27 protein-coding genes, 1 pseudogene and 1 riboswitch are annotated in these 26,215 nt (G+C 40.2%); of the genes and pseudogenes, 25 read left to right on the top strand and 3 right to left on the bottom strand.

Translation table 11 applies throughout. The features are described from left to right. Positions 1-50: 50 nt before the first annotated feature. Positions 51-134, bottom strand: coding sequence for a YjcZ family sporulation protein (locus tag AOX59_RS04875; protein ID WP_068442647.1), 84 nt, complete (start codon positions 132-134; stop codon positions 51-53). A 259-nt stretch (positions 135-393) separates the two neighbouring features. Between AOX59_RS04875 and AOX59_RS04870 the strand changes: the two genes are divergently transcribed. The 13 genes from AOX59_RS04870 (at position 394) to AOX59_RS04810 (ending at position 12,807) form a co-directional block, all read left to right on the top strand. Further along, the gene (locus AOX59_RS04870; RefSeq protein ID WP_068442645.1) at positions 394-1,143 is read left to right on the top strand and encodes a segregation/condensation protein A; all 750 of its coding nucleotides are present in this window, start codon (positions 394-396) and stop codon (positions 1,141-1,143) included. Further along, positions 1,130-1,729, top strand: coding sequence for an SMC-Scp complex subunit ScpB (scpB, locus tag AOX59_RS04865; protein ID WP_068442642.1), 600 nt, complete (start codon positions 1,130-1,132; stop codon positions 1,727-1,729). Before AOX59_RS04870 ends, scpB begins: the two co-directional genes overlap by 14 nt. Before the next feature lie 572 nt (positions 1,730-2,301). Then, the gene (locus tag AOX59_RS04860) at positions 2,302-3,411 is read left to right on the top strand and encodes a D-alanyl-D-alanine carboxypeptidase family protein (RefSeq protein ID WP_068442639.1); all 1,110 of its coding nucleotides are present in this window, start codon (positions 2,302-2,304) and stop codon (positions 3,409-3,411) included. Then, positions 3,404-3,994, top strand: coding sequence for a nucleoside recognition domain-containing protein (locus tag AOX59_RS04855; RefSeq protein WP_068442636.1), 591 nt, complete (start codon positions 3,404-3,406; stop codon positions 3,992-3,994). Before AOX59_RS04860 ends, AOX59_RS04855 begins: the two co-directional genes overlap by 8 nt. Continuing rightward, positions 3,991-4,521, top strand: coding sequence for a spore maturation protein (locus AOX59_RS04850; RefSeq protein ID WP_068442634.1), 531 nt, complete (start codon positions 3,991-3,993; stop codon positions 4,519-4,521). Before AOX59_RS04855 ends, AOX59_RS04850 begins: the two co-directional genes overlap by 4 nt. 71 nt (positions 4,522-4,592) lie before the next feature. Further along, positions 4,593-5,324 (top strand): pseudouridine synthase, encoded by a 732-nt coding sequence (locus AOX59_RS04845; protein WP_068448148.1) that lies wholly within the window; start codon positions 4,593-4,595, stop codon positions 5,322-5,324. A 68-nt stretch (positions 5,325-5,392) separates the two neighbouring features. After that, positions 5,393-5,968: a thiol-disulfide oxidoreductase ResA gene (gene resA / locus AOX59_RS04840; protein WP_068442631.1), complete on the top strand. Its 576-nt coding sequence runs from the start codon at positions 5,393-5,395 to the stop codon at positions 5,966-5,968. 33 nt (positions 5,969-6,001) lie between these two features. Continuing rightward, positions 6,002-7,636 (top strand): cytochrome c biogenesis protein ResB, encoded by a 1,635-nt coding sequence (resB, locus tag AOX59_RS04835; protein WP_068442628.1) that lies wholly within the window; start codon positions 6,002-6,004, stop codon positions 7,634-7,636. A gap of 30 nt (positions 7,637-7,666) precedes the next feature. Beyond that, positions 7,667-8,860 carry a c-type cytochrome biogenesis protein CcsB gene (gene ccsB / locus AOX59_RS04830; RefSeq protein ID WP_068442624.1) on the top strand — a complete coding sequence of 398 codons (1,194 nt, stop codon included), beginning with the start codon at positions 7,667-7,669 and terminating at the stop codon, positions 8,858-8,860. 62 nt (positions 8,861-8,922) lie between these two features. Beyond that, positions 8,923-9,639 carry a response regulator transcription factor gene (locus tag AOX59_RS04825; protein ID WP_068442622.1) on the top strand — a complete coding sequence of 239 codons (717 nt, stop codon included), beginning with the start codon at positions 8,923-8,925 and terminating at the stop codon, positions 9,637-9,639. Next, positions 9,639-11,402, top strand: coding sequence for an ATP-binding protein (locus tag AOX59_RS04820; protein WP_068442620.1), 1,764 nt, complete (start codon positions 9,639-9,641; stop codon positions 11,400-11,402). The genes AOX59_RS04825 and AOX59_RS04820 overlap by 1 nt, the downstream gene beginning before the upstream one ends. A gap of 64 nt (positions 11,403-11,466) precedes the next feature. Further along, positions 11,467-11,652, top strand: a riboswitch (cobalamin riboswitch). Between the two features lie 191 nt (positions 11,653-11,843). Further along, on the top strand, positions 11,844-12,287 hold the full coding sequence (locus tag AOX59_RS04815; protein ID WP_068442617.1) for a DUF4430 domain-containing protein: 444 nt from the start codon (positions 11,844-11,846) through the stop codon (positions 12,285-12,287). A 4-nt stretch (positions 12,288-12,291) separates the two neighbouring features. Then, the gene (locus tag AOX59_RS04810) at positions 12,292-12,807 is read left to right on the top strand and encodes an ECF transporter S component (RefSeq protein ID WP_068442613.1); all 516 of its coding nucleotides are present in this window, start codon (positions 12,292-12,294) and stop codon (positions 12,805-12,807) included. Positions 12,808-12,921: 114 nt separating this feature from the next. Here the strand turns inward: AOX59_RS04810 and AOX59_RS04805 are convergent, their stop codons facing one another. Continuing rightward, a complete protein-coding gene (locus AOX59_RS04805) occupies positions 12,922-13,173 on the bottom strand; it encodes a ferredoxin (protein WP_068442611.1) in 252 nt (83 codons plus the stop codon). 154 nt (positions 13,174-13,327) lie between these two features. Between AOX59_RS04805 and AOX59_RS04800 the strand changes: the two genes are divergently transcribed. The 7 genes from AOX59_RS04800 (at position 13,328) to AOX59_RS04770 (ending at position 20,463) form a co-directional block, all read left to right on the top strand. Then, positions 13,328-14,374, top strand: coding sequence for a YpbB family protein (locus AOX59_RS04800; protein ID WP_068442608.1), 1,047 nt, complete (start codon positions 13,328-13,330; stop codon positions 14,372-14,374). A gap of 13 nt (positions 14,375-14,387) precedes the next feature. After that, entirely contained in the window at positions 14,388-15,932 is a 1,545-nt protein-coding gene (locus tag AOX59_RS04795) for a RecQ family ATP-dependent DNA helicase (protein ID WP_068442605.1), read from the top strand. Continuing rightward, a complete protein-coding gene (locus tag AOX59_RS04790) occupies positions 15,919-16,485 on the top strand; it encodes a CPBP family intramembrane glutamic endopeptidase (protein ID WP_068442602.1) in 567 nt (188 codons plus the stop codon). The genes AOX59_RS04795 and AOX59_RS04790 overlap by 14 nt, the downstream gene beginning before the upstream one ends. An 11-nt stretch (positions 16,486-16,496) precedes the next feature. After that, positions 16,497-16,718, top strand: a complete 222-nt coding sequence (locus AOX59_RS04785; protein WP_068442599.1) for a hypothetical protein — start codon at positions 16,497-16,499, stop codon at positions 16,716-16,718. A gap of 599 nt (positions 16,719-17,317) precedes the next feature. Next, the gene (locus AOX59_RS04780; RefSeq protein ID WP_068442596.1) at positions 17,318-17,896 is read left to right on the top strand and encodes a genetic competence negative regulator; all 579 of its coding nucleotides are present in this window, start codon (positions 17,318-17,320) and stop codon (positions 17,894-17,896) included. A gap of 164 nt (positions 17,897-18,060) precedes the next feature. Next, entirely contained in the window at positions 18,061-19,341 is a 1,281-nt protein-coding gene (locus tag AOX59_RS04775) for a Glu/Leu/Phe/Val family dehydrogenase (RefSeq protein ID WP_068442591.1), read from the top strand. Positions 19,342-19,482: 141 nt separating this feature from the next. Continuing rightward, positions 19,483-20,463, top strand: coding sequence for a YpdA family putative bacillithiol disulfide reductase (locus tag AOX59_RS04770; protein WP_068448146.1), 981 nt, complete (start codon positions 19,483-19,485; stop codon positions 20,461-20,463). Between the two features lie 30 nt (positions 20,464-20,493). Here AOX59_RS04770 and AOX59_RS04765 read toward each other — a convergent pair whose 3' ends face one another. Then, entirely contained in the window at positions 20,494-21,465 is a 972-nt protein-coding gene (locus AOX59_RS04765; RefSeq protein ID WP_082684128.1) for an asparaginase, read from the bottom strand. 89 nt (positions 21,466-21,554) lie between these two features. Between AOX59_RS04765 and prsW the strand changes: the two genes are divergently transcribed. The 5 genes and pseudogenes from prsW (at position 21,555) to AOX59_RS04740 (ending at position 26,205) form a co-directional block, all read left to right on the top strand. Beyond that, positions 21,555-22,229, top strand: coding sequence for a glutamic-type intramembrane protease PrsW (prsW, locus tag AOX59_RS04760; protein ID WP_068442589.1), 675 nt, complete (start codon positions 21,555-21,557; stop codon positions 22,227-22,229). Positions 22,230-22,422: 193 nt separating this feature from the next. Next, a pseudogene (gene sleB, locus AOX59_RS04755) lies at positions 22,423-23,219 on the top strand (spore cortex-lytic enzyme). Between the two features lie 15 nt (positions 23,220-23,234). Then, the gene (ypeB, locus tag AOX59_RS04750; RefSeq protein ID WP_068442586.1) at positions 23,235-24,578 is read left to right on the top strand and encodes a germination protein YpeB; all 1,344 of its coding nucleotides are present in this window, start codon (positions 23,235-23,237) and stop codon (positions 24,576-24,578) included. Between the two features lie 320 nt (positions 24,579-24,898). After that, positions 24,899-25,603: a (d)CMP kinase gene (gene cmk / locus AOX59_RS04745; RefSeq protein ID WP_156418642.1), complete on the top strand. Its 705-nt coding sequence runs from the start codon at positions 24,899-24,901 to the stop codon at positions 25,601-25,603. Next, positions 25,600-26,205, top strand: a complete 606-nt coding sequence (locus AOX59_RS04740; protein ID WP_068442583.1) for a lysophospholipid acyltransferase family protein — start codon at positions 25,600-25,602, stop codon at positions 26,203-26,205. Before cmk ends, AOX59_RS04740 begins: the two co-directional genes overlap by 4 nt. Positions 26,206-26,215 lie beyond the last annotated feature (10 nt).

Genomic DNA, 26,215 nt, shown 5'->3' with positions numbered 1-26,215 from the left:
TTGTGAAGATCATTTTTTTTGCCTGTGTTGATTCAGCGTGGGTGGAACAATTACATCCATGTAGCGCCGACGATAATCAGAAGAATAAACAATACTACGATAAGCGAAAATCCTCCGCCATAGCCATAACTCATAATGAAATTCCTCCTTTATTGCTTAACGAATAAATGTTTTTTTGGTAACATTTATCTTACATTAATAACTTATGATGCCAAGAGCCAAGTTGTATAGGCATTTAGTTCAGTTTTCGCTGATTTTACTAATGGAATTATGATAAAACGTTTTTTACATAGCTTGTTGCGACCCGGATTTGATTATTGCAGGTTGTTTCAGCGAAGTACATCCCTGTAAAATAGAATTTTCATATAGGTGAGAGGGAGAGGAGGGCTTGTCATGCATCAATCCTATCAGGTTAAACTAGATACGTTCGAAGGGCCTCTTGATTTGCTGCTTCACTTGATTAACCAATACGAAATTGATATCTATGATATTCCTGTGGCCAAGATCACTGAACAATACATGGATTATATCCATACGATGCAATATCTTGAACTGAACGTTGCCAGTGATTATTTGGTGATGGCTTCCACATTGCTTGTCCTCAAAAGTCAGATGCTTCTGCCTAAGCAGGAAATTGACGAATCTGATGAAGCATACATGGAGGACCCTCGCGAAGAGCTGATGCAACGGTTGATTGAATATCGAAAATACAAGGATGCCGCGAAAAACCTGGAGGATAAAGAAATGGAAGCAAACCAGGTTTTTAGCCGCTCCCCGGTATTTTTGGAATACCCGGAGACGAAACCTCCAGCTGTTAAAGGGGATATCTCCGTTTATGAAATGATCGATGCTCTGGGAAAAATGTTTGAGCGCAAAAAATGGCATGAACCGCTCGAAACAAGGGTAAAAAGCAGTGAAATTCCGATTGAGCAACGGATGACAGAAGTACTGGATAAAGTGAAATATTCAAGTAGCGGCATTGCATTTGATGAGCTGTTTGAGTATCCATCCAAATCCCATATTGTTGTCACATTTATGGCGATACTGGAATTGATGAAAAATAATGAAGTCATGTGCATACAGAAAAACCATTTCGAACAGCTGTATGTTTTATTTATGGAGGATAAACGTGGAAATGAATGAACTAAAAGCGGTCACAGAAGGATTACTATTTGCCAGCGGGGATGAAGGCATAACTATTAAGCAGTTGGCACGCGTGCTCAAAGTCCAAGATCAAACAGCGGAGAGTTTGCTGGAAGAATTAAAAAGTGATTACGAAAGCACGAATCGCGGCATTCAAATGATGCATTCACATGATGTATTTCAATTGACTACTAAACCTGAACACAGTCCTTATCTAACGACACTGCTGGAAACACCACCGTCTGCAAGAATGTCGCAAGCTGCTCTAGAAACCTTGGCAATTATCGCTTATAAGCAGCCAATTACCAAAACTGAAATTGAAGACATACGCGGTGTGAAAAGCGATAGGCCGGTTCAGACGCTTATTTCCAGGTCATTGATTGAAGAAGTCGGACGAAAAGAAGGGGCTGGACGGCCGAGATTGTTTTCGACGACCAGGGATTTTCTTGCCTATTTTGGATTGACTTCCCTTGACGAATTACCTCCACTGCCGGAGGATGCCAACACAAATCAATTAGAAGAAGAGGAAGCAGATCTGTTTTTTGACAAATTCTCAGAACAGATTGAAGACAGCCGGCAGTCATAAAAGCTTTCAGTACTTTCCTATATTTCATCCGATCCTTGCTTGAATCAGTAAGGATTTTTTAATATTGAAATCAGCGAGGTAAATTGTCCAAAAACGTTTTTTGGTTAGCCGGTTTTCTAAAAGGCTGATGTTTGTGACACCCCTCCGGAAATACACTTCGCTTTCCGCGGGCGCGCGCTGAGCCTCCTCGCTCGCAAAGAACGCTCGCTGTGGGGTCTCTTCGTTTTCGCTTCCCGCAGGAGTCTGGAGTGTATTTCCTTCGCTATCGCGGCGTTGATTGAAGTGGAGGGCAGTCGACTCCTGCGGGAAAAGCGGGCAGCTAGACCTGAGCAGGAAGCGCTTTTTGCTTCAGAGGAGGCTGAAGCGTTACCTTAGGTGCGCGACTGCCCGGAACGGAAATCAACATAGCACTTACGTCGCAGTTTATATCGACTGCGAAGGTTAATGAGCAATAAAATTTACAAAAAGCGTCATTACTTAAGATAAATAGCTCAGTCTTTTCCGGTCATATCCTTTGTGATGACATGCATAAACTGTATAGACAAACTTAAACGTCTGCAGGAGGAAAATGTATGCGTTATACAATAGTGGCACTTGTGTGTCTTCTTATCGGCAGTTTTTTAATTCCGGCAGCTGGACAGGCAGTATCTGCCCCGGATGTTTCAGCAAATAACGCCATTTTGATCGAACAGTCTTCGGGCAGGGTGTTATATGAAAAACAAGCCGATCAAAAGCAATCCATTGCAAGTATTACAAAGATCATGACGGCAATTATTGCAATTGAATCAGGGAAATTGAATGATACTGTAGTCGTTAGCAATCGTGCGGTTAATGCTCCCGGATCCTCCATTTATTTGGAAAAAGGTGAAAAAATAAAATTGAAAGATCTTGTTTACGGCTTAATGCTGCGTTCAGGGAATGATGCAGCAATCGCCATCAGCGAGGAAATCGGCGGGAGTATGGAAGGGTTTGTACATTTAATGAACCAAAAAGCAGAATGGATTGGGATGACAAACACTTCATTTGATAACCCGCACGGACTCGATTCTGATAATCACTATTCCACCGCTTATGATATGGCTCTTTTGATGCGTTATGCAATGAATAATGAACAATTCAGGCAAGTAACGAACACTGCAAATTATAAGCCGGATAATCGTGCCTACTCTTGGCAAAACAAAAACAAACTACTGACAGGCATGTATGACTATTCAAATGGAGGAAAAACCGGTTACACCAGAATCGCAGGAAGAACACTCGTGAGCTCTGCCCTAAAGGAAAATATGGAACTGATTGCTGTGACACTGAACGGACCTGATGATTGGCGTGATCATATCGGTATGTTTGAATGGGGATTTGATCAATTCAAAATGACAACTATCGACCAAAAAGGTGAAAGTATTTATCAGATTGCAGATACAGGCTCTCAAGTTAAAGGCTACTTGCACCATGATATTACCTTGCCGCTTAAAATAAGTGAACAGAACCAAATTCAAAGCAAATCATTCATTTTGCATAAAAATCCACGTTCCGCAAGTGATGTTATTGGAAAAACGATTTATTTCGTTGATTCTGTGCCGGTTACAGAGTCACCGATTTACTCTGAGCGGGACAAATCGGATTTATTAAGCGATATCGTGTCAGTTTATTTGCGAATGACAGGGTTTGTTCCAAATGGTTAACATCATATGGGCTTTAATGGCTGGAATCGGCATTGTTTATGCTATGTTCAATGGAACGATGGACGACGTTAATCAAGCTTTATTTGAAAGTGCAGAAGAAGCTGTTACGTTATCAATCGGTCTGATCAGCATACTTGTTTTTTGGCTTGGGATTATGAAAGTTGCAGAAGAAGCCGGTATTTTAAGTTTTCTAGCCAAAGTATTCAGACCGGTTATTATTAAAATATTTCCGGAAATACCAAAGGACCATCCGGCAATGGGCTATATATTATCAAATATTACCGCTAATATTTTTGGCCTGGGAAATGCTGCCACTCCAATGGGGATTAAGGCAATGGAACAGATGAAGGAATTAAGTGGAACCGACACTGCTTCACGTTCAATGATTACTTTTTTGGCAATAAATACATCCAGTTTAACGATCATCCCAACGACAGTTATATCAATAAGGATGCAATACGATTCTGTTTCTCCGACTGAAATTGTTGGTACAACGATGATTGCCACACTTATTTCATCAATATGCGCATTAATCATTGACCGTATTTTTTATTACAGAGACCTCAGGAGGACAAAGACATGAGTATTCTCACAACACTCAGCACCTGGCTGATCCCGTGTTTTATTCTGATTGTGCTGTTTGTGGCCACCTGGAGACGTGTACCAACATATGAAATGTTTGTGGAAGGAGGAAAAGATGGTGTCAAAATGGCATTTTCCTTGCTTCCTTTTTTAGTAGGGATGATTGTAGCCATTTCAATTTTACGAAGTTCAGGTGCCCTTAATGCATTTATTGAACTAATTTCACCTTTTCTTATTTTCATCGGTGTCCCGCCGGAAATCATACCATTAGCGATGGTCAGGCCAATTTCGGGTACAGCTGCATTGGGTATGACAACAGAAATCATCGGAACACACGGCCCGGATTCGTTTATCGGCAGATTGGCCTCAACTATGCAAGGGAGTACAGACACCACTTTATACATCTTGACGATTTATTTCGGGGCGGTCGGGATCAAAAAAATGAAATACGCACTTAAAGTTGGACTATTAGCTGATCTTGTTGGTATAATTGCTTCGGTAATCATCGTAACGTTAATTTTTGGATAAACTTCTCAGATAAGCGTTAACATATGGTTAACGCTTCTATTATGAAAAGAATAAAAAAATATGGTGATAAAATGACAAATTCAAAAGAACGACTTCAAAAAGTAATTGCTCAAAGCGGAGTGACTTCCCGGAGAAAAGCAGAAAAGCTAATTACGGAAGGCAAAGTGAAAGTTAACAAAAAAATAGTGACCGAACTGGGAACAAAAGTATCGCCACAGGATGATCTTGAAGTAAATGGAGTCCTTCTTGAAAAGGAAGAACCTGTATATTATATGCTTTATAAACCACGGGGTGTCATTTCAAGCATTCATGACGATAAAGGCAGAAAAGTCGTAACAGATTATCTGGGTGAAGTAGACGAGCGCATTTACCCAATCGGCAGGCTTGATTATGATACATCAGGGATTCTTCTTTTAACAAATGACGGGGATTTTGCCAATTTACTGATGCATCCAAGCTATGGCATCGATAAAGTCTATGTGGCAAAAATTAAGGGGATACCCGACAAGCGCGAACTTAATAAACTGCGGAAAGGTGTTCGTGAAGGAGATGATCTGTTAAAAATTGTTAATTACAACATTTTAGAAGTCAACAGGCAAAAGAACACAATGATCGTCGAAATGACCCTGCATGAGGGAAAAAACAGACATATCAGACGGATGATGGATGTGTTAGGCTATCCTGTTTCCAAACTGAAACGGGAAAAATATGGTCTATTGACGCTTAATCATATGCAGCCCGGAGACTCCCGGGCACTTACTCCGCATGAAGTAAAAAAAATGCGTTTATTGGCGAGTGATTAAATTGTTAAACAATAGACAAATTTAACTTATTGCTTACATGATATAATAGCCTTGGGAGTGAGCAACCAATGAGTGGACCAGTGGCAAAAGGCAACAAACAGCATAAGAAAAAACAGCGTCTTATTTTCAGGACGGTTGTATTGGCTGTCTTGCTAGTTGCAGTTATATACGCTTTAGCATCCAACTTTACGAAAGATCAAACAGAAGTCAGAGCAGGCACACAAGCCCCGGATTTTAAGCTTGAACAAATTAATAAGAATAACGAGAAAGAAACCATTCAGTTAAGCGAACTGGAGGGAAAGGGTGTCATGTTGAATTTTTGGGGGACATGGTGTGAACCATGTGAAGATGAGATGCCCTATATGGAATCACTCTATCCGGAATATAAGGAAAAAGGCGTGGAAATAATCGCAGTCAATCTTGATACAACTCAATTTGTTGTGGACCGGTTTATTAATAAATATGATTTGACTTTCCCTGTGCCGTATGATTCAAATGAAGAAGTCATGAACACTTATCAAGTGGGACCTTTGCCGACAACATTCTTTATCAACCCTGAGAGGGAAATCGTTGAAGTGGTAGAGGGCGGACTGACGCTTGATAAAATAGAAGGTTATCTGCAGCAGATACAGCCGGAACAATAGATGTTGCGACTGCACCAATTGTGAGGGATATGAATGCAAAAAATAAAGTGTGAGTGCGGGCATGTTAATCCTGAGGGTACCGTCCTCTGTGAAGCATGCGGCAAACCGGTGGAAGAAAACCAGCATATTGATGGTAACGATCAGCGGAAACTGTTAAATATGCGTTATGAAGGAAGTGCCCGCAGATCACAGACTTATAATAAATCGATTGTTGATAAAATATGGAATTTCTTTTCTTCTGTCAAAGTTGGCGTTTGGCTGATTGTCCTTGCACTGCTGGCCTCAGGTGCCGGAACCATCTTCCCGCAGGAACAATACATACCGGCAGGGGCAGCCAATCGTGACCCGTCTGTTTATTATGAAGCGACGTATGGTATTATGGGGCAGATATATTACCAACTTGGTTTTCATAATCTGTACAGTTCCTGGTGGTACTTGCTGCTGATTGCACTAATCGGTATTTCACTTGTTATTTGCAGTATTGATCGATTTGTCCCTTTGTTTAAAGCATTAAAACGTCAAAAACCAAGGCGTCATGCCCAGTTTCTGAAACGGCAGCGTCTGTTTAGCAAAACCGACCAAATAACAGATGACGATAAATCAGCAGTTGTCTCCAAGCTAAAGAAAAAGCATTATAAAATACGTGAAGAAAAAGGCCACATACTGGCGGAAAAGGGACGATTTTCACGGTGGGGTCCATACGTCAACCATATTGGTCTGATTATCATTCTAATTGCAGCACTGCTTCGTATGACTCCGTTTATGTATATGGATGAATATGTCTGGGTTCGGGAAGGCGAAACGACCGTTATCCCTGGAACAGACAGTGAATATCACATTGAAAACAAGGAATTTATTTTAGAAACGTATGATGAAAATGATGAACGGTTCCAGGAAGCAATTCAGCAAGAGGGCATGGTCGAAAAAAACTTTCAGACAAACGCCGTCATTTATAAAGAGACCGGTGAAAATATTGCAGGGGCTGAACCGGAACTGGAAAAAGTCACTGAAGAAGAAATACGTATGAATCATCCATTGAAATTTGATGGCTATACGCTGTACCAAGCCGGTTATCAACAGAATGAATTTGAAAGCATGTCATTTAAAATACATGAAACAAATGATTCTGAGGAAACATCACTCGGTGAATTTCAAGTAGATTTGACAGACCCTAAAGACGAATATACGCTTGATAATGGCTTCCGGGTTGTTCTCAGCCAATACTATCCGGATTATGAGCTTGACGAAGGAGAGCCAAGATCCAAAACGAATTATCCAAGAAATCCTGCTTTTGTGTTTACTGTCCATCCTCCTGATAATGAAGAACCTGAAATGAGTTTTGTTGGAATTGGCAGAAACGTTGACGCATCAGGAGAAAACGATTATAAACTGGGTGTCCAGGATTTTGACACGCGTTACGCGAGCGGGTTGACCGTGAGGGTGGATCATACGTTGCCATTCTTTATAATTGGAGCAGCTATCTTCATGATTGGTGTTATTCAAGGGATGTACTGGCAGCATCGGAGAATATGGCTGAATCCTGAAGATGAAGGTATCATACTGGCCGGTCATACCAATAAAAACTGGTTTGGACTTAAGAAGGATATTGAATATGCAATAGAAGACACCAATGTGAAAATGGTTGACGATCAGCAGGAACTTGAATAGCTGAAATGGCACAGCTGAAGGAGGATATAAATGGATTCTTTAGTAAATATAAGCAGCACAATGCTCTATGCAGCATTCGTCCTGTATTTAATTGCCACCTTATTCTTTGGCGCGACAATCAGGCAAAAAAATAAAAAAACCAAGGAAGGTATAAGCGGTAAAATTGGAATTACGCTCACTATCATCGGTTTTCTGGCCCAGATTGTATACTTTATTACAAGATGGATAGCGAGCGGACATGCCCCCGTCAGTAACATGTTTGAATTTATGACGTTTTTTGGCATGGGATTGGTATTTGCGTTTATTATCATTTACTTTATCTATAAGTTAAATATATTGGGATTGTTTGCCCTTCCGATTGCTATGATTGTGATTGCGTTTGCAAGTGTATTCCCGACCGAAATTGCGCCATTGGTCCCGTCATTGCAAAGTAACTGGTTGTATATACACGTTACAACCGTTGCCTTAGGCGAGGCCATATTGTCGATCAGCTTTGTAGCCGGACTCATCTATTTGATCAGGCAAATCGATCAAACAGTCAGGACGAAACGCACCACATGGCTTGAAGTCATCTTGATTGGTCTGTTTATTTTTGTCGGATTCAGTCTGATATCGGCAGCGTTTAACATATCGGGCTACAGTGCGGAATTCGAGTACTCAGCAGCTAATGGACAGACGATGACAACCGATTACCATTTACCGCCGATTGCCGGCCCGAATGAAGGAGAATTATTGACAGGCGACCGGATGGAACCATTATTTGCTGCTCCGGGATGGATGCAAGGTGTTGATGCTGCGCGCAAATTCAATACACTTATTTGGTCAGTGCTGACCGGACTGGTATTATACGGTTTACTCCGGCTGATTCTGCGAAAACGAATTGGAGCAGCTATTCAGCCCTTCCTGAAAAAAGCAAAACCTGATATGCTGGATGAAGTATCTTATCGAGCAGTTGCTATCGGTTTTCCGGTATTTACTTTGGGAGGCTTAATATTTGCATCGATTTGGGCACAGATTGCCTGGGACCGTTTTTGGGGCTGGGATCCCAAAGAAGTTTGGGCCCTGGTAACATGGTTTTTCTATGCCGCATTCCTTCATTTGCGTTTATCGAGAGGTTGGCATGGTGAAAAATCGGCCTGGCTTGCTGTTGTAGGTTTTGCGATTATCATGTTCAACCTGATTGCAGTGAACCTGATTTTAGCAGGACTTCACTCCTATGCATAGTGAACAAAGCGCCGGATGAACGATAACGACACTTGAATCTGAGCATTGGGGGGAGAGTCTGGATGGAGGAAAATCCAAAAATACTTGTAGTAGATGATGAAGACCGTATCCGCAGATTAGTACGCATGTATCTTGAAAAAGAAGATTTTCTTGTTGAGGAGGCGGCAGATGGACAAGAGGCTTTAGGCCTCGCATTGGCTGCAGACTATGATGTCATTTTGCTTGATATTATGATGCCCGAGATGGACGGTATTGAAATGACAAAAGAGTTACGCAAAGAAAAAAACACGCCAATTATCATGCTTACGGCAAAAGGAGAGGAATCAAATCGCGTTCAAGGGTTTGAAGTCGGAACAGATGACTATATTGTTAAACCGTTCAGTCCTCGAGAAGTCGTATTGCGTGTCAAAGCCGTGTTAAGAAGAGTTACTTCCAGCAAGTATAATGAAGCAGAGAAACCAACAAAAAATTTAATTGTTTTTCCCTATTTAACCATAGACTACGATGCACATCGGGTAACATCTGAGGGCAGCGAAGTGAGTCTGACACCGAAAGAATATGAGTTGTTATGTTTCCTTGCTGAAGCCCCGGATAAAGTGTTCAGCAGAGAAGTGCTGCTTAAGGAAGTGTGGGAATATGAATTTTTTGGCGATTTAAGAACCGTTGATACGCACGTGAAAAGACTTCGGGAAAAACTGAATCATGTATCCAAGCAGGCTGCAGAAATGATTGTGACTGTCTGGGGTGTCGGATATAAATTTGAGGTAGATGATGCATAATGTTCTGGCGCAGTGTAGTAGGTAAGCTAGCAATAACGATATTATTGCTAGTTTCTTTTGTATTATTTATTCTGACTATTTTATTGCTTGAATTTTTTGAAACATTCCATGTCAATGAAGCCGAGAATGATATGATGCAGACAGCCACAAAAGTGTCTGATATGGTGGAACAGCATGATGATCAGGAATTGGCATTTGAAAATGCTCAATTGGTTAAAGATCCGGTAAGCCGTATTGCAGTCGTTTATGGTGATGGAACCTTCCGCGTATCTGGCAGTACAGATGATGGGTTAAATGAGCTGAATCCTGACTGGCTGCGTACAGATGAAGATTTAATGACCGTATTTACGAATGGTGAAAATGTTAAAAAAGAAACCACCCTGCCAAACTCCAGCGTGGAGGCGATGATTGTCGGAACACCGATAAATCAGGGCGGAGCTGTGTTCATCTATCAATCACTGGATATTCTGAATCAAACGAAAGCTGAAACAACTAAAATAATCTTACTGGCTGCCGGGATCGCTATCATTTTGACAGTTATTTTCGCATTCTTTCTGTCAACACGGATCACATCGCCACTTATTAAGATGCGCGAGGCAGTTCTTGACTTAACACGGGGTGAATTCAATACGAAAGTCCCTATTCTGACGCATGACGAGATTGGTGAATTAGCGATAGCTTTTAACAGAATGGGAAGACAGCTTAAATTTCATATCAATGCATTAAGGCAGGAAAAGGAGCAAATCTCAAGTATCGTCAGTTCAATGGCTGATGGTGTCATTACATTAAATCGGAATGGTGACATGCTTGTAACAAATCCGCCTGCAGAACAATTTATTCAAAACCTTTATTATGACAAAGGTCTGGAAGTGAATGGTGGTAATCATAAAACGCCTGAACCATTGAACGATATTTTAAGAAGTGTTATTCAAGATGAAAAAGAAGTTATCCGTGAGATTGACAGTCAAGGGCGTACATGGGTCATGATTATGACGCCGTTGTATGATCAGACTTACATTCGTGGAGCAGTTGCAGTCATCCGTGATATGACCGAAGAAAGACAAATGGATAAGATGCGTAAAGATTTTATTGCCAATGTCTCGCATGAATTGCGAACACCGATTTCAATGCTGCAGGGATACAGTGAAGCAATAATCGACGATGTAGCTGAGTCAAAAGAAGAGAAAAACGAACTGGCTCAAATTATCCATGAGGAATCATTCCGGATGGGAAGGCTCGTCAATGAATTATTGGATTTGACCCGCATGGAAGCAGGACATACACAGCTAAATAAAGAAAATATTGAAGTGAAATCATATATTGAACGGATTATCAAAAAGTTCGGGGGAATGGCTGAAGAAAGTCATGTGCAATTAATTTCTGAGACAAATCTGTCAGTCTCCACTATTTCAATTGATGCAGACCGCATCGAACAGTTGTTTACTAACTTGATTGATAACGCCATCAGACACACGAAAGAAAATGGCTATGTGAAAGTGGTTGCCGGAACGACAGGAAAAGAATTGTATATCTCCATAGAAGATAATGGTAGCGGCATACCTGAAGAAGATATACCGTTCATCTTCGAGCGATTCTATAAAGCGGATAAATCACGTGCTAAAAATGAAAAGAAAAAAGGGACAGGTTTAGGGCTTGCCATCGCTAAAAATATCGTTGAGGCACATGAAGGAACGATTACCGTTAACAGTAGAATAGATGAGGGGACGATGTTCGAAATCAGAATTCCGATAAATGGGCAATAAGAATGTTCGCTAAATTTATATTGGAAAAAGTAACGGGACTATGATAGTATTATTTTGACATTTTAAATAAGACGAAGATTTTGGTGTATTTTGCTTAAAAGGGAATCCAGTGAAATTCTGGAACTGTCCTCGCAACTGTGAGTGATAAGCGAAATAAGCATTAACCACTATATGGAAGAATCCATATGGGAAGGGCTTAAAGTAGGATGAAATCACAAGTCAGTAGACCTGCCAATGTCGATGTTTCAATGCTTCGGGGAATTTAAGCGATTGGGGCAACCGAAAAGTTATTGAATAAATGACGTATGTATATTTCGATTGTCTTTGCAAGCTGACCTCTGAAGGAGGTCAGCTTTTTCGTGGTCTATACGTTTTTATTATTGTTTTTATGAGTCCATCATGCAATTATCCTTAAAAAAACAAATACAGGAGGAACCAGACATGAATAAATGGTTTTTATACATCGCATCGATTTTGATTGTAATTGGATTGTTAGCAGGCTGTGGCGCAGGCGGGGAAGAGCAATCTGAATCAAATGAAAGCAGCACACAAACTGCTGAAGAAGAAAATAATACTGAAGGTGAACTTGGTGAAAACGAAGTTCGCATTACAATCAGCAAAGATAATGGCAGTGAATATATAGACGAACAGGAAATTGAGGTTGAAGAAGGCGCTATTTTAATGGATGTCATGAAGGAAAACTTTTATGTAGAGACTGCACAAGATGACCAGTTTATAACCTCAATTGAACGGGTTTCCGCTGAGGAAGGGGAAGATAAGTCGTGGATTTTCGAAGTTAATGGTGAAATGGCTAATGTAGGTGCCGCTGAATATGAATTGTCACCTGGCGATGAAGTAACATTTGACTTTCAGGCCTGGGAATAGTTGGATGAACACATATAAACTGACGTTGCTGGCTTTATTGGCGGCACTTGCTGTTGTCGGGCGAAGTTTATTTGTATTTCTTCCGAATGTCCAGCCGGTCACGTCATTGGTTATCATTTGTGGTCTGCTGCTTGGCCCGGTAGCTGCCGCAATACTTGGCCTGTTAACGACATTTCTATCAAATATGCTGCTTGGTATGGGAATATGGACAATCTGGCAAGTCATCGCCTGGGTCTTAATCGGAGTATTAAGCGGCTTGATTGGAAAATGTTTCAAAAAAATTCCTGTTTATGCGATTGTCCTTTTCGCAGTGTTCAGCGGTTACTTATACGGGTTTATCATTTCGTTGACGACTTACTCAATCGCGGGTAAATTTTGGCCATATTATCTAACAGGGCTTCCGTTCGATACGAATCATGCCCTCGGTAATGCCGTATTTATAATCCTTCTCTATCCAATTATCAGTCACTTCTTTATAAAATATGCCAATAACCGTTTTTATCTGCAAAACATCAGCTGAAAATTACTGAGGTTTTGCGGATAAATATCGGTCTAATTTGTTCAGGAAGAAAACAAAACCTGTTTCAGTCATCAGGAAAGATGAGGAAGGAAAATTGTGAGCCGGCATAGCTTATCATGTTTCAAATTTCAGCGGGTCACCATGAAAAGGTTTGTCAGCAACTTTAACCGAATCTGTCGGACAGCCTTCAAAAGCATCTAATACATCATCTTCCAATTCTCCAGGAACTTCACGAGCCCCTTCATTCTCATCCAAAACGGCGTAAGCCAAAGCCTCATCGTTATAATCATATATATCTGGTGCTGTAGTGCCGCATGCCCCGCAGGCAATACAAGTTTCCTGATCTATAATTGTATATTTAGCCATAAATTTGCCTCCAGTGCTCGAGAACTTTCACCCGCTCCATACAATTAATTGTAAAACGGTATCTTTTACATTTCAACTTCTGTCTAACGTGTTATGATTGAGATAACAGACAAATAAGTGGCATGCCATTATTTTGTTAAAGGAGTTTTAGACATTGCTCTTTAATTATATCATCCTTTCATGCTGTTCCAAATTTCGCGGTGACCGGAGCACTTCAGCTGTCTTTCATTTATTAAAAGGAAAACGTTCAATTCAAACAGTTCAGGATGCTCATATTTATGAGTTGAATCATTTTTATGGAATTTATCCCACTTTATTGAAACAGGACTTTGACGCACGCATACACCATTTGATTAAAAATGATACTCTTTTACTCTCACAAGAGAATACCGCCATACCGACAAGCAAAGGGAACAGCTGGCTCAAACAGCACGCCGGAAATATACCGGATCATTACTTTAATGGCATGGAGTACTGCCGTCACGCGCCTGTTTTCTGGGAGCGGCTCATTCTGATGATTCAAACAATGACAAACAGCAAGCAGCACTATTTTAATTTTATTCCGGTGATAGATAAAACAGCAGTGACGGAGTGGGTTAAAAAACAATATCACTTATGGAAGAATAACAAGTCTTCATTTTTAAATCAGCTCTATGGTGAACTATTTCAATTGCTGGAGCATTTTCACAAAAAAGAAGCAAACATCTTTGTTGATAGCCTGACAGGTTACAATCATTATGGGATGAGCAGTTTTCAGCTTGCTGAACGATATGGACTGGAGAAGGTGGATGTTCCTTTAATCAGGACATCTCTCATTCATCGCATGCTGATGCTTATCAGCCAAAATGAAAGCATGAACCCGCTTTTTATGCAATTTTTGCAGGACTTGCCAGATGAAGCTAAATTAACGAATTCAGCAAATAAAACGAAAAACTTTATGGATAGAGGCTACGCTGCAGAAGATATCGCAGCCATACGACGGTTAAAACTGAATACAATCTATGACCACATGGTCGAAATCGCATTATACGATACATTTTTCCCGCTGGGGCAATATGTGAATCCGGACGAGCAGGATGAAATTCGTACAGCTATCAAAAAGACCAATTCCTATAAACTAAAGGACATCAAGCAGAACGCGGATGAAACCATCAGTTATTTTCAAATTAGACTCGTTTTAGCAACTGATAAAATCACATAGCAAGGTGAGTGCTTTGATTAAAGAAAACTTAAAAAAACAATTGAAACAGCAATTTTATATTGATTCCTTCCGGGAAGGTCAGAAAGAAATTATAGAAGATGTTATAGAGGGACACGATGTATTGGGTATATTGCCGACTGGTTCGGGGAAATCATTGTGCTATCAGTTGCCTGCAACGATCCTTAATGGTCTCACTATTGTCGTTTCCCCGTTAATCTCTTTAATGGAGGACCAGGTTAAACAGCTGAAAGCAGCAGGATTTAAAGATGTTGTGGCATTAAACAGTTTTATGAGACCAGATGAGAAGACCGACGTTTTCAATCGATTGGATCAGTTTAAATTAATTTATCTGTCCCCGGAACTTCTTCAACAAAATGAAGTGATTGGGCAGCTGAAAAACGTCAGGATTTCATTATTCGTCATAGATGAAGCACATTGCATTTCACAGTGGGGGCATGAATTCAGACCGGACTATTTAAGACTTGGCACTGTATTGAAAAAACTGAACAACCCCCCTTTATTGGCACTCAGTGCGACAGCAACCAAGGAAGTACAGCATGATATCATAAGTTCATTGGAAAAGCCTGATATTATCAGTCATATTTATCCGATGGACAGGGATAATATAACGTTTATGGTGGAAAAGGTTAATAATGACAATGAGAAAAGAAACTTCATGATGGACATCTTAAGGAAAAACAGAGTTCCAACACTCATTTATTTTTCCAGTAAGCGAAAAGCAGAAGAAATTGCTGCATACATATCAGGACAACTTTCTTTCCAGCGAGTGGCATTCTATCATGGGGATATGGAGCAGATAGACAGGATTATAATTCAGCAGCAATTCATGAATGGACAACTTGACATCATCTGTTGTACAAGCGCGTTTGGAATGGGGATCAATAAGCGGGATATACGGCTGATTCTGCACTACCACTTTCCATTGCAAATTGAGTCTTTTCTCCAGGAGACAGGAAGAGCGGGCCGCGACGGCAAATCCAGTGTCAGTATGCTATTATACTCCCCGGGAGACGAACACATCCAAGGGTCGATCATTCAAAATGAACTCCCGGCAAAAGACAACTTAACAGGCTTGTTTAACAAGCTTTATGATATGTATTCGAAAGATATGCAATTGCCGTCATCTTCCCGCATCTTTGAAACGTTAGAACTGAATGAAGTCCAATGCCGATTTTTGTATTATCAAATGGAGAAGCATGGTATGATGGATGGAAAAGCCCTCATTTATGATAGCAATAACTGGAAAGATTCCATTCGCAAAATCGGTCATTTTATTGAAAAAAGAACGTCCTTTAAAGAAAGAAAACTTTACGAAATGTTAAATTGGATCCATGAAGAGAACTGCTTGCGAAAGCATCTTTATAAAGGATTTCAGGACAATTACAAGCCGCCGCTGTATGGTTGCTGCAGCAATTGCGGGTTTACTTTTGAAAAATGGGAGCCGGAACAAACAGAAACCGATGAAGTTGTGCTCTACTGGGAAGCCAAACTTAAAAAGTTATTGCTTATTGAGGATTATAATAATGAAACAAAGTGACATCGTGAAACAATTAAGTGATAAAGAATTGTCGCTGCAATTAGTCCTGAGCCAGATGATCATGTTAGGTCTTACTTTTTTATTAAGTTTCCTGTTATTTGAAAGAGTAAATGAATGGCTGGATTACTTCAGTTTTCAGATAAGTGATTTTGTATTCTATGGTTTGGTGCCGGGCCTTTTTATTGTTCTCATTGATTTGTTGCTCATGAAAGTTTTTCCGAGAAAATACTATGATGATGGCGGGATTAATGATAGAATTTTTAGAAACCGGTCTGTCGGGGGCATTTTGGTGATCGCTTTACTTGTCTCCGTGAGTGAGGAACTTCTTTTTAGGGGTGTGATTCAGACAGAGTTCGGGTATATAGTTGCCAGTATTCTGTTTGCTCTGGTTCATTTTCGTTATTTAAACAAACCGGTACTGCTGGTTTCTGTTATATTTATAAGTTTTTATATTGGGTATATATTTGTTCTTACTGAAAATTTATTTGTTACAATGATTGCTCATTTTACAGTGGATTTTGTATTAGGACTGATTATTCGCTTTCAGAAATGAGGTGCAGGCCGATGGAGAATAAAACAAGAGAACAAGACGATCAGGCTTCAGAACTGAGAAAGCTTATTGATGAGGTGGAAAGTACGCAAGATGAGGCAAATCAGGAGGAAAAGAGGCCGCAAATTCAACATTCAGATGCAGGAACTGATGTTAAAACGGAGCGTAATATAGATATCTTAAACTTGCCCCCCGTAAAGAAGTTCACAGTAAAACGAAAAAACGTACAAAATTAAAACTGAGCAATGCCTCAAAAAGGCTTGTAACCGTTACTGTTTTACTGATTGCAGTGTTTGTTGTTATGTTTTATTTTTGGGGAGATGAACTGCTTGATGTTGTTAGAAATATGTAATCACTAAAAACGCTGATTCATTGGATACATAAACAGGCGAAAGTTTACATGGAGTGAAACATTCAGAATATGATATGATCATTAAAGTTATTAGAGGTTGTTCAAAAAGTGCGGTGAAAATGACACGTCGAATTTTTCGTTGGCTTGTTTCTTCGCGGCTCATGTATCTAAAGGCATACATTCCGGCTCCTTGGAAAAGAAACACGCTAATGCTCGCGTGCGATGTAAATTCGGGGAGAGTTTTTCTGTGCTCGAAACTGCGCCGTCTCGAACTTCTTGGTCCTTTTTATCCTCTTTTTGAACACGCACTATTAGCCGAATGTCTAAGAAGCTTATAGATCACGTCCAAATACAAATAATAAATTATAGTGTTCAACAATCTTTCCGGCAGCATATAGTATAGTAAAGGAAACAGATGCAAGCTTATCATTACGATGGTTTCTTGTTCGGGTATAACTTAAGTTAAGAAGAGGGGGATGCTTTATGCGTATTGAACGGGTGTCCAATAATCAATTTACAATTTTTCTCACTTTTGATGACTTAATAGATCGTGGGTTTACAAAAGAAGATTTATGGTACGATGCAGCCAACGTACGCAATTTGTTCAGCGATATGATGTATGAAGCAAGTACTGAGCTTGACTTTGAACTCGAGGGTGAATTGCTCGTACAGGTGCATTTAATGCAGGCGCAGGGAATGCATGTAATTGTGACCCAGAAGGGAAGCAACGATGAATGGGATGAGGATTTCGTCGAGATGAAAGTGACATTGGATGAAAGCAAAGAATTGATTTTCTCATTTGACGACTTTGAAGACATCATCCAGGTTGCAGCAAATTTGACAGCATTGGGCATACACGGCGGTCAAATATATCATATGGATAAGCGCTACTATATGTTATTTCATGAAGCAGAGTTTCTTCAAAAGGATAAAGAAAATGTGATTGCCGTTATGTCAGAGTTCTCTTTCCCAAGTATTATCACATCATACAGGTTAAAAGAGTATGGTAAACAAATTATGAAGTCGACTGCTGTCAAACAAATTATGGATACGTTTCATTGATAAAGTCACTTGCGGAGAAAGACTTAGTTGAATCGTTTACACGTTTCGGTTTTTTCCCTGAAGAAATTCGATTGATTTTATTGCATATTTATCGGGAAAGTGTATACTAATCTCTGAGTACCGTTAATATTTAAATATCTTATGATTTTATAGGAGGTAAATTCATGGTAGCCGACAACGCAGCAGATTCTACCAAAGATAAGAATGAAGTCACAGATGTGTTAGCCTCAACACGGACTGTTGTTAAAAACGCATTGGAGAAATTGGGTTACCCTGACGAAGTATTTGAACTGATGAAAGATCCTATGCGTATGATGACCGTAAGAATCCCGGTTCGAATGGACGATGGTTCGATTAAAATTTTCACTGGATACCGCGCACAGCACAATGATGCTGTTGGACCTACAAAGGGCGGTGTCAGGTTTCACCCGAATGTTAATGAAAAAGAAGTCAAGGCTTTATCAATATGGATGAGTCTGAAAGCAGGAATTGTTGATTTGCCATATGGCGGCGGGAAAGGCGGAATTATCTGTGATCCGCGTGAGATGTCTTTTCGGGAACTGGAAGGACTCAGCAGAGGATACGTTCGTGCGATCAGCCAGATCGTTGGACCGAACAAGGATATTCCGGCGCCGGATGTCTTTACAAACTCGCAAATCATGGCATGGATGATGGATGAATACAGCCGCATTGATGAATTTAACAACCCGGGCTTTATCACAGGAAAGCCAATTGTTCTGGGCGGTTCACACGGCAGGGAATCTGCTACTGCTAAAGGTGTAACAATTTGTATAAATGAAGCAGCCAAGAAAAAAGGTTTTGATGTAAAAGGGGCAAGAGTAGTCGTTCAAGGTTTCGGAAACGCAGGCAGCTTCCTTGCGAAATTTCTCTATGATGCAGGCGCTAAAATCGTAGGCATATCAGATGCTTATGGCGCTCTTCATGACCCTGAGGGCCTTGATATTGATTATTTACTGGATAGAAGAGACAGTTTTGGAACGGTTACTAAATTATTTGAAGACACCATCACCAACAATGAGCTGCTGGAATTAGATTGCGATATACTTGTGCCTGCAGCCGTACAAAATCAAATTACCGGGGAAAACGCGCATAAAATTAAAGCCGGTATCGTGGTCGAAGCCGCAAATGGACCGACAACTCTGGAAGGAACCAGAATTCTTTCAGAACGTGGTGTTTTGCTTGTTCCTGATGTGCTTGCATCTTCAGGAGGCGTCACAGTGTCCTATTTCGAGTGGGTGCAGAACAACCAAGGTTATTACTGGTCCGCAGAAGAAATTGATGAAAAGCTTCATGAAAATATGATAAAAGCATTTAACAATATTTATAATACAGCCGAGACTAGACGTATCGATATGCGTCTGGCAGCTTATATGTCCGGCGTGCGAAAAATGGCGGAAGCTGCAAGATTTCGCGGCTGGGTATAAATCAGTAAATACTTTTAGAATCTGCGGCAATTTAATGCAAGCGAATCAGTTCAAAAACGGAATATGTGACGAAAAAACTCTTATCATGTATAGTTGGATAAGAGTTTTTTAATGGAATTATATAATAAGGAAGTGCGTACGATGAGAAAAGAAAAGACAATTGTTATTGGGGGCGGCCCATGCGGCATGGCGTGTGCGATTGATCTTCAAGAACATGGGATTAATCCATTAATTATCGAGAAAGCGAATGTTGTCAACACAATCTATAACTTTCCGACACATCAAACATTTTTCAGTTCAAGTGATAAACTTGAAATTGGAGATATGCCTTTTATAACGGAAATGAAAAAGCCGGTGCGCAATCAGGCTCTGGCTTATTACAGAGAAGTGGCAAGCAGAAAAAACTTGCGAATCAATTCATTTGAGGACGTTCTCAGAATCTCGTCTTTTGATGAAAATACATTTTCAGTTGAAACGGAAACAGCAAAAGGAACATATGAAAAATATATAGCTGACAACGTCATAATTGCTACAGGTTATTACGATCAGCCAAACAAGATGAACATTCCAGGCGAAGAACTGCCGAAAGTTATGCATTATTTTAAGGAAGCTCATCCGTATCTCGGCAAAAATGTGACGGTTATCGGCGGCAAAAACTCGGCAGTCGATACAACGCTTGAATTGCATAAAGCTGGTGCCAATATCACGGTTCTGTACCGCGGAGATGCTTATTCCAAGAGCATTAAACCTTGGATTTTGCCTGAATTTGATTCATTGGTCCGAAAGAATATTGTCCGGATGGAATTTAATGCCGAGGTAAACGAAATCACACACGACAAAATTGTCTATACTGCCGAAAATGAAACGAAAGAAATTGATAATGACTTTGTTTTTGCCATGACGGGATATAAACCTGATCATACATTCTTAAAGAATACAGGTGTTTCGATAGATGAGGAAAGCGGACGGCCTTATTACGATCCGGAAACTATGGAGACGAACGTACCGGGTATTTATGTTGCCGGGGTAGTAGCTGCGGGTTATAACAATAACGAAATATTTATTGAAAATGGCCGCTACCATGGCGGAATAATCGCTAATGCCATTATGTCAAAAGGGTAACAGCAAAATACTGTTACCCTTTTTGCTATCTTAATATGTCTTTTCAAATGTTTCTTTTAGCGCTTCTAAATTTGTGGTTGTCTCCAGCATAATTAATAATTTGAGCCGGGCTTTGGGTCCTGTCAGGCCATTTGCGAAAATAATGCCCATATCTTTAAGCTGTTTCCCGCCGCCGTCATAACCATATGTCGGCTGAACAATACCCCGATAACATCGTGACACTAATATCACTGGTATTTGTTCATTTATAATACGTTGTAATGCTTTCAGGGTATCTTTTGGTAAATTACCTTCACCCAATCCCTCGATGACAAGACCGTCCGGTTTAACCTGGTGTAAAGCATCCAGTATATCTCCATTCATACCTGCGTATGCTTTCAATAAATAAACACGCTTATCAGTTTTACGGACTGGATAAATCTTTCTTGATAAAATCGTATGATGAAAAATGATATCGTCTTTGGTGACAATACCAATCGGACCATATTGCGGACTTTGGAACGTTGCTATATTGCTTGTTGAAGTCTTTGTAACATTTTGTGCTGTATGTATTTCATCATTTATAACCACTAAAACGCCTTTATTCCACGCTTCGTTGTTTGTTGCTGTTCTCAGGGAACTTAGCAGATTATATAGCGCGTCAGATCCAATTTCATTTGCTGATCGCATAGCTCCGGTAATAATAACTGGTTTATTGGCAACGACTGTAAGATCCAGAAAATATGCTGTCTCTTCAAGCGTATCGGTGCCATGTGTTACAACGAATCCATCATAATCCCCGGAGGCCTCATTTATTTTATTTGCCACTTCCACCATATGCTGTGGCGTGATTTGCGGAGAAGGGACCGAGAAAGGGATGATTTCATCAATATGAGCCGGGAAAGACAGACGATCGGTGACATCTTTTAATGGATGACTGTCTGCGGTTGTAACTTCCCCTGTATCTTTATTTTCTAGCATTGATATGGTTCCGCCAGTATGTATAATCAGAATGCTTTTCACAATGATCACCTTTTTCAAATTTTATTTTCATTTGTTCGATTGCATGATATGATAATGACAGCTTACATGGGAGAAAGAGGGCTTATCAAATGCTTGCTTTATTGACAGCGGGTATCGCACCTGCTTTTGCATTAATGGCTTTTTTTTATTTAAAAGATCAGTTTGCTGAACCTTTATTGTTAATGGGCAAGACATTTTTGTTCGGCGCCCTTCTTGTGTTTCCGATCATGTTTATACAATATGGTTTAACGGTCGAAAATTTTGCAGAGAGCAGCATTGTTCAGTCATTTATCCAATCGGCATTGATTGAAGAATTTTTTAAATGGTTCATTTTTATTTACGTGATTTTCCATCATACCGAATTCAATTCCCATTACGACGGGATCGTCTATGCTGTAGCAATCAGTCTGGGGTTTGCAGCGGTTGAAAACATTTTATATTTAATGACAAATGGTATTGAATTCGCTATTATACGTGCATTGTTTCCGGTCTCTTCCCATGCATTATTCGCTGTTATAATGGGGTATCACCTCGGAAAAGCTAAAATGAACAAACAGGATAAAAACTGGAACCTATTGCTGGCTCTTATGTTTCCTTTTTTGTTGCATGGTACGTATAATTATATTCTTAAAACCGTAACGAGTGATTGGTTGATCCTGCTTATTCCTTTCATGATCGGTCTCTGGTGGGTTGCGTTACACCGAATGAGAAAAGCTAATAAGCATGTTTACTATCATAATCCGCCAAATGAAATAGAAGCTTGAATTCCTTTGTATCACACGATGCAAAGGAATTTTTTATTATTCAAAAGACCAGTGTTTCACGGTCAGATAATTAAAGATGAATAAAAAGTCAATTACGTAAAAAAATAGGTTCAGATACTTCGATAAAGCACGCGCAGGAGGGAACATCATGTTCAAAAATAAATTGTGCCTTTTTATCATTATATGTTTTTTGATGATAGGACTGCAAACGACTGATTCAGCAAAACCGGTTAATGCCTTCACTGAACAGGTCATTCAGCATGGTGCTGTTGGTGAGGATGTTATTGAACTACAGGCAAGATTACAGTATCTCGGTTTCTACAATGGAACAATTGATGGTGTTTTTGGATGGGGCACGTACTGGGCTTTAAGAAATTTTCAGTATGAGTTTGGAATGGAAATTGATGGTATGGCAGGAACACAAACAAAAGAGAAACTGGCAGCAGCAAGTGAATACGATAAAGATTATGTGCACAGTCAAATAAATCAGGGAAATGAGTTCACGCATTATGGCGGCGCCGATAATTCTAAGCAATCGCAACAAAATCAAAGTACCGGCACGGCCGATAATGGTACAAACAATCAAAATAATAATGCAAATGCTGAGCCAACCGCAGTGAATGTCCCCCAAGGGTATTCTCAAAACGATATCCAGTTAATGTCCAATGCTGTAAATGGAGAAGCAAGGGGGAACCTTATGTAGGACAGGTTGCCGTAGCTGCTGTTATTTTAAACCGGGTTGAAAGTGCGACATTTCCCAATTCGGTTTCGGGTGTTGTTTTTGAACCGCGAGCATTTACCGCAGTAGCTGATGGACAGATTTGGCTGACACCAAATGAAACGTCCAAAAAAGCGGTAATGGATGCCATCAACGGGTGGGATCCCAGCGGTAATGCTACCTACTATTTTAACCCGGAAACAGCAACATCAGACTGGATCTGGTCCAGGCCGCAAATTAAAAAAATCGGAAAACATATATTTGCCAAATAGGAAGGAGTGATGCAAATGCTCAGATGGATATTAGTCGGCGTGCTCACACTTGGTATTGCCGGTGTCGGGTTTTGGGGCTATCAGGAGCATCAGGAGAAAAATGCTGTATTGATACAGGCTGAAAACAATTATCAGCGCGCTTTTCATGAACTTTCATATCATATGGATCTAATGCATGACAAAATCGGCACAGCATTAGCCATGAATTCAAGAGAAAGTCTTTCACCGCAAATGGTTGAGATATGGAGATTGACTTCTGAAGCAGTCTCAGATGTTGGACAGCTCCCGCTCACATTAATGCCCTTTAATAAAACAGAGGAATTTCTTTCAAATATAGGCGATTTCACATACAAAACAGCTGTCAGGGATTTGCAGAATGAGCCCCTGAATGATCAAGAAATAAAAACATTGAAAAATTTATATGAACAATCCGGTGAATTGAAAGATGAGTTGAGGCAAGTTCAGCATACAGTACTGGATGAAAATTTACGCTGGATGGATGTGCAATTAGCTTTAGCTCAGCAAGATGAACAATCTGATAATACGATTGTTGACGGATTTAAAACAGTTGAGAAAAAAGTTGAAGGATACGCTGAAAGCAATGCAGATTCCGCACTTACCGGAACATCTTCAGAAGAACATGAATATCAGAATCTGCCTGGACAAAAAATCAGTCAGGAAGAAGCCGCTGAAAAAGGTCGCCAATTGCTCAGCATGGACAATAAAGGTGATTTAAATGTTACTGAAACCGGTGATGGTGCCGACGTTCCAATATATAGTATCTCGTATCAAAACGATAATAAAAATGGTTATCTGGACATAACGAAACAAGGGGGGCATCCACTGACACTGCTCGTCAATCGTGATGTACAAAAACAGAACATCAGTTTGAATAAGGGACTGGAAAAAGCGAAAGATTATCTTAAACAATTTAACTTTGAGGATATGGAAGTTTTAACAAGCAACCAATATGACAATGTCGGTGTCTATTCATTTCTTTATAATCAGGATGGTGTTCGGATTTACTCCGATGCCATTGAAATGAAAGTGGCTTTGGACAACAGCGAACTGCTCGGCTTAACAGCGAGAAACTATTTTATGAACCATAAAGAAAGGGAAATCCCTGAGCCGGAGCTCTCCATTGAAGAAGCCAAAGAGAAAGTGAATCCGGATGTGGAAATTAACGAAGATTATATGGCGGTTATTGATAACGATGTCGGTGAAGAAGTGCTCGTGTATGAATTTCTCGGTGTTCTTGATAACGAGACATATCGAATTTTCATAAATGCTATGGACGGAACTGAGGAAAAAGTGGAAAAGCTGGGTGGTACTGAAATTAACTACGCCTCCAATTCTTAAGCGTGTCTTAAAGAGGTTGTTCACCCACTTATGCGGGAAGATTTTAGATCTTCCCCTTTTTTGATTTTTTTGACATAACAGGAATAAAGTCTTGTGTTAGAGGTGTTTGCATGAAAATAGGTACCTTGCTTACAATGGAATATAACAATTCTAAAACTGGTTATACAATTATTCGCTATTGTTTTGAAAACAGCATTTGTATGAGTAGAACTTTTTTAAGTATTTATGTTATGCTTTTAGTGAAGCTATTACATAGAACAAACCTTCGAAAAAATAAGTTTATCGTTCTTGATTGTAAGTGGCGGGATTGAGAGGAATTGATGACAGCCATGCAAAAAAATGAAATCAGAGTAGCAATCGACGGCCCTGCGGCTGCCGGGAAAAGCACCGTTTCCAAAATGGTCGCAAAAGAACTGTCCTTTATTTATATTGATACGGGAGCAATGTATCGTGCATTGACATATAAAGCATTGAATAAACAAGTTTCATTGGAAGACGAAGACAAACTTGCGGATGTGCTGGCCGATACATCTATTGAACTTATTCAAGGGAAAGAACAGCAACATGTGCTGGTTGACGGGGAAGATGTTACACATGACATCCGTACTGAGAAGGTAACGAATAATGTTTCGCATGCAGCAAAACATCCGGAAGTACGCCTGGAAATGGTGAAAAGACAGCAGGAACTCGCCCGAAAACGCGGAGTCGTTATGGATGGACGGGATATTGGCACCCATGTCATCCCTGATGCAGAGCTTAAAATATTTTTAAAAGCATCTGTTGAGGAGCGGGCAAAACGCCGATATGAGGAAATGCTTCAAAAAGGTTTTTCAGTGGACATTGAAAAAATAAAGCAGGAGATTGAACAAAGAGACCAAATTGACTCAAAGCGTGAAGCTGCACCATTAATTAAGGCTGATGATGCGATCGAATTAGATACAACAAACCTGTCAATTGATGAAGTGAAAGAAGCTATCCTGAAAGCAGCTGCAAAAGTTCTGCCTGATAAAGGGGAGAAATCATGAGTCTTTATAAAGTGGCCAAATCAGCTGTTTCATTGATTTTTTATCCGCTTTATCGCATACGCGTTATCGGCAAAGAAAACGTGCCAAAACACGGTCCGGTTATTATATGTTCAAATCATATTTCAAATTTGGATCCGCCGGTTGTCGGGATAACTTCCCCACGGGATATTTATTTTATGGCTAAAGGGGAACTGTTTGATAAACCATTATTAGGCAGGCTATTGACAGGTATTCGTGCATTTCCCGTAAAAAGAGGGATGCGGGATAGGAATGCACTGCGGAAAGGATTGAATATTCTGGAAGGCGGCAATACACTCGGACTATTTCCGGAAGGGACACGCAGCAAAACCAGTGAGCTTGGCAAACCTTTGGCAGGTGCAGGTTTTTTCGCATTGCGTTCCAATGCAGCGATTGTGCCATGTGCAATTATCGGGCCATATAAACCCGGTAGCCGTCTAACCGTTATTTACGGAGAGCCAATGGATATGGAATCTTATCGTGCTCGAAAAGCATCAGCCAAGGAAGCAGCTGAAGGAATTATGAACGAAATCAGAATTTTGCTTGAAAATTATAATTCTCAGCATGCTTCGCTTGACAAATAATTATAAATAT

It is taken from the genome of Lentibacillus amyloliquefaciens (assembly GCF_001307805.1).
GTDB classification, from domain to species: domain Bacteria; phylum Bacillota; class Bacilli; order Bacillales; family Amphibacillaceae; genus Lentibacillus; species Lentibacillus amyloliquefaciens.
Note: the sequence above shows the minus strand (reverse complement) of the source record. Positions and strands in the feature narration are given on the sequence as shown.

Bases quoted from the DNA above. Each gene is read 5' to 3' on its own strand.
- prsW (WP_068442589.1), top strand. From the start codon at position 21,555: ATGCTTGCTTTATTGACAGCGGGTATCGCACCTGCTTTTGCATTAATG.
- ccsB (WP_068442624.1), top strand. From the start codon at position 7,667: ATGGATTCTTTAGTAAATATAAGCAGCACAATGCTCTATGCAGCATTC.
- AOX59_RS04855 (WP_068442636.1), top strand. From the start codon at position 3,404: ATGGTTAACATCATATGGGCTTTAATGGCTGGAATCGGCATTGTTTAT.
- AOX59_RS04775 (WP_068442591.1), top strand. From the start codon at position 18,061: ATGGTAGCCGACAACGCAGCAGATTCTACCAAAGATAAGAATGAAGTC.
- resA (WP_068442631.1), top strand. From the start codon at position 5,393: ATGAGTGGACCAGTGGCAAAAGGCAACAAACAGCATAAGAAAAAACAG.
- AOX59_RS04790 (WP_068442602.1), top strand. From the start codon at position 15,919: ATGAAACAAAGTGACATCGTGAAACAATTAAGTGATAAAGAATTGTCG.
- AOX59_RS04770 (WP_068448146.1), top strand. From the start codon at position 19,483: ATGAGAAAAGAAAAGACAATTGTTATTGGGGGCGGCCCATGCGGCATG.
- AOX59_RS04780 (WP_068442596.1), top strand. From the start codon at position 17,318: ATGCGTATTGAACGGGTGTCCAATAATCAATTTACAATTTTTCTCACT.
- AOX59_RS04820 (WP_068442620.1), top strand. From the start codon at position 9,639: ATGTTCTGGCGCAGTGTAGTAGGTAAGCTAGCAATAACGATATTATTG.
- AOX59_RS04740 (WP_068442583.1), top strand. From the start codon at position 25,600: ATGAGTCTTTATAAAGTGGCCAAATCAGCTGTTTCATTGATTTTTTAT.
- AOX59_RS04810 (WP_068442613.1), top strand. From the start codon at position 12,292: ATGAACACATATAAACTGACGTTGCTGGCTTTATTGGCGGCACTTGCT.
- AOX59_RS04875 (WP_068442647.1), bottom strand. From the start codon at position 134: ATGAGTTATGGCTATGGCGGAGGATTTTCGCTTATCGTAGTATTGTTT.
- AOX59_RS04785 (WP_068442599.1), top strand. From the start codon at position 16,497: ATGGAGAATAAAACAAGAGAACAAGACGATCAGGCTTCAGAACTGAGA.
- AOX59_RS04815 (WP_068442617.1), top strand. From the start codon at position 11,844: ATGAATAAATGGTTTTTATACATCGCATCGATTTTGATTGTAATTGGA.
- AOX59_RS04845 (WP_068448148.1), top strand. From the start codon at position 4,593: ATGACAAATTCAAAAGAACGACTTCAAAAAGTAATTGCTCAAAGCGGA.
- AOX59_RS04825 (WP_068442622.1), top strand. From the start codon at position 8,923: ATGGAGGAAAATCCAAAAATACTTGTAGTAGATGATGAAGACCGTATC.
- AOX59_RS04805 (WP_068442611.1), bottom strand. From the start codon at position 13,173: ATGGCTAAATATACAATTATAGATCAGGAAACTTGTATTGCCTGCGGG.
- cmk (WP_156418642.1), top strand. From the start codon at position 24,899: ATGACAGCCATGCAAAAAAATGAAATCAGAGTAGCAATCGACGGCCCT.
- AOX59_RS04860 (WP_068442639.1), top strand. From the start codon at position 2,302: ATGCGTTATACAATAGTGGCACTTGTGTGTCTTCTTATCGGCAGTTTT.
- AOX59_RS04850 (WP_068442634.1), top strand. From the start codon at position 3,991: ATGAGTATTCTCACAACACTCAGCACCTGGCTGATCCCGTGTTTTATT.
- AOX59_RS04870 (WP_068442645.1), top strand. From the start codon at position 394: ATGCATCAATCCTATCAGGTTAAACTAGATACGTTCGAAGGGCCTCTT.
- ypeB (WP_068442586.1), top strand. From the start codon at position 23,235: ATGCTCAGATGGATATTAGTCGGCGTGCTCACACTTGGTATTGCCGGT.
- resB (WP_068442628.1), top strand. From the start codon at position 6,002: ATGCAAAAAATAAAGTGTGAGTGCGGGCATGTTAATCCTGAGGGTACC.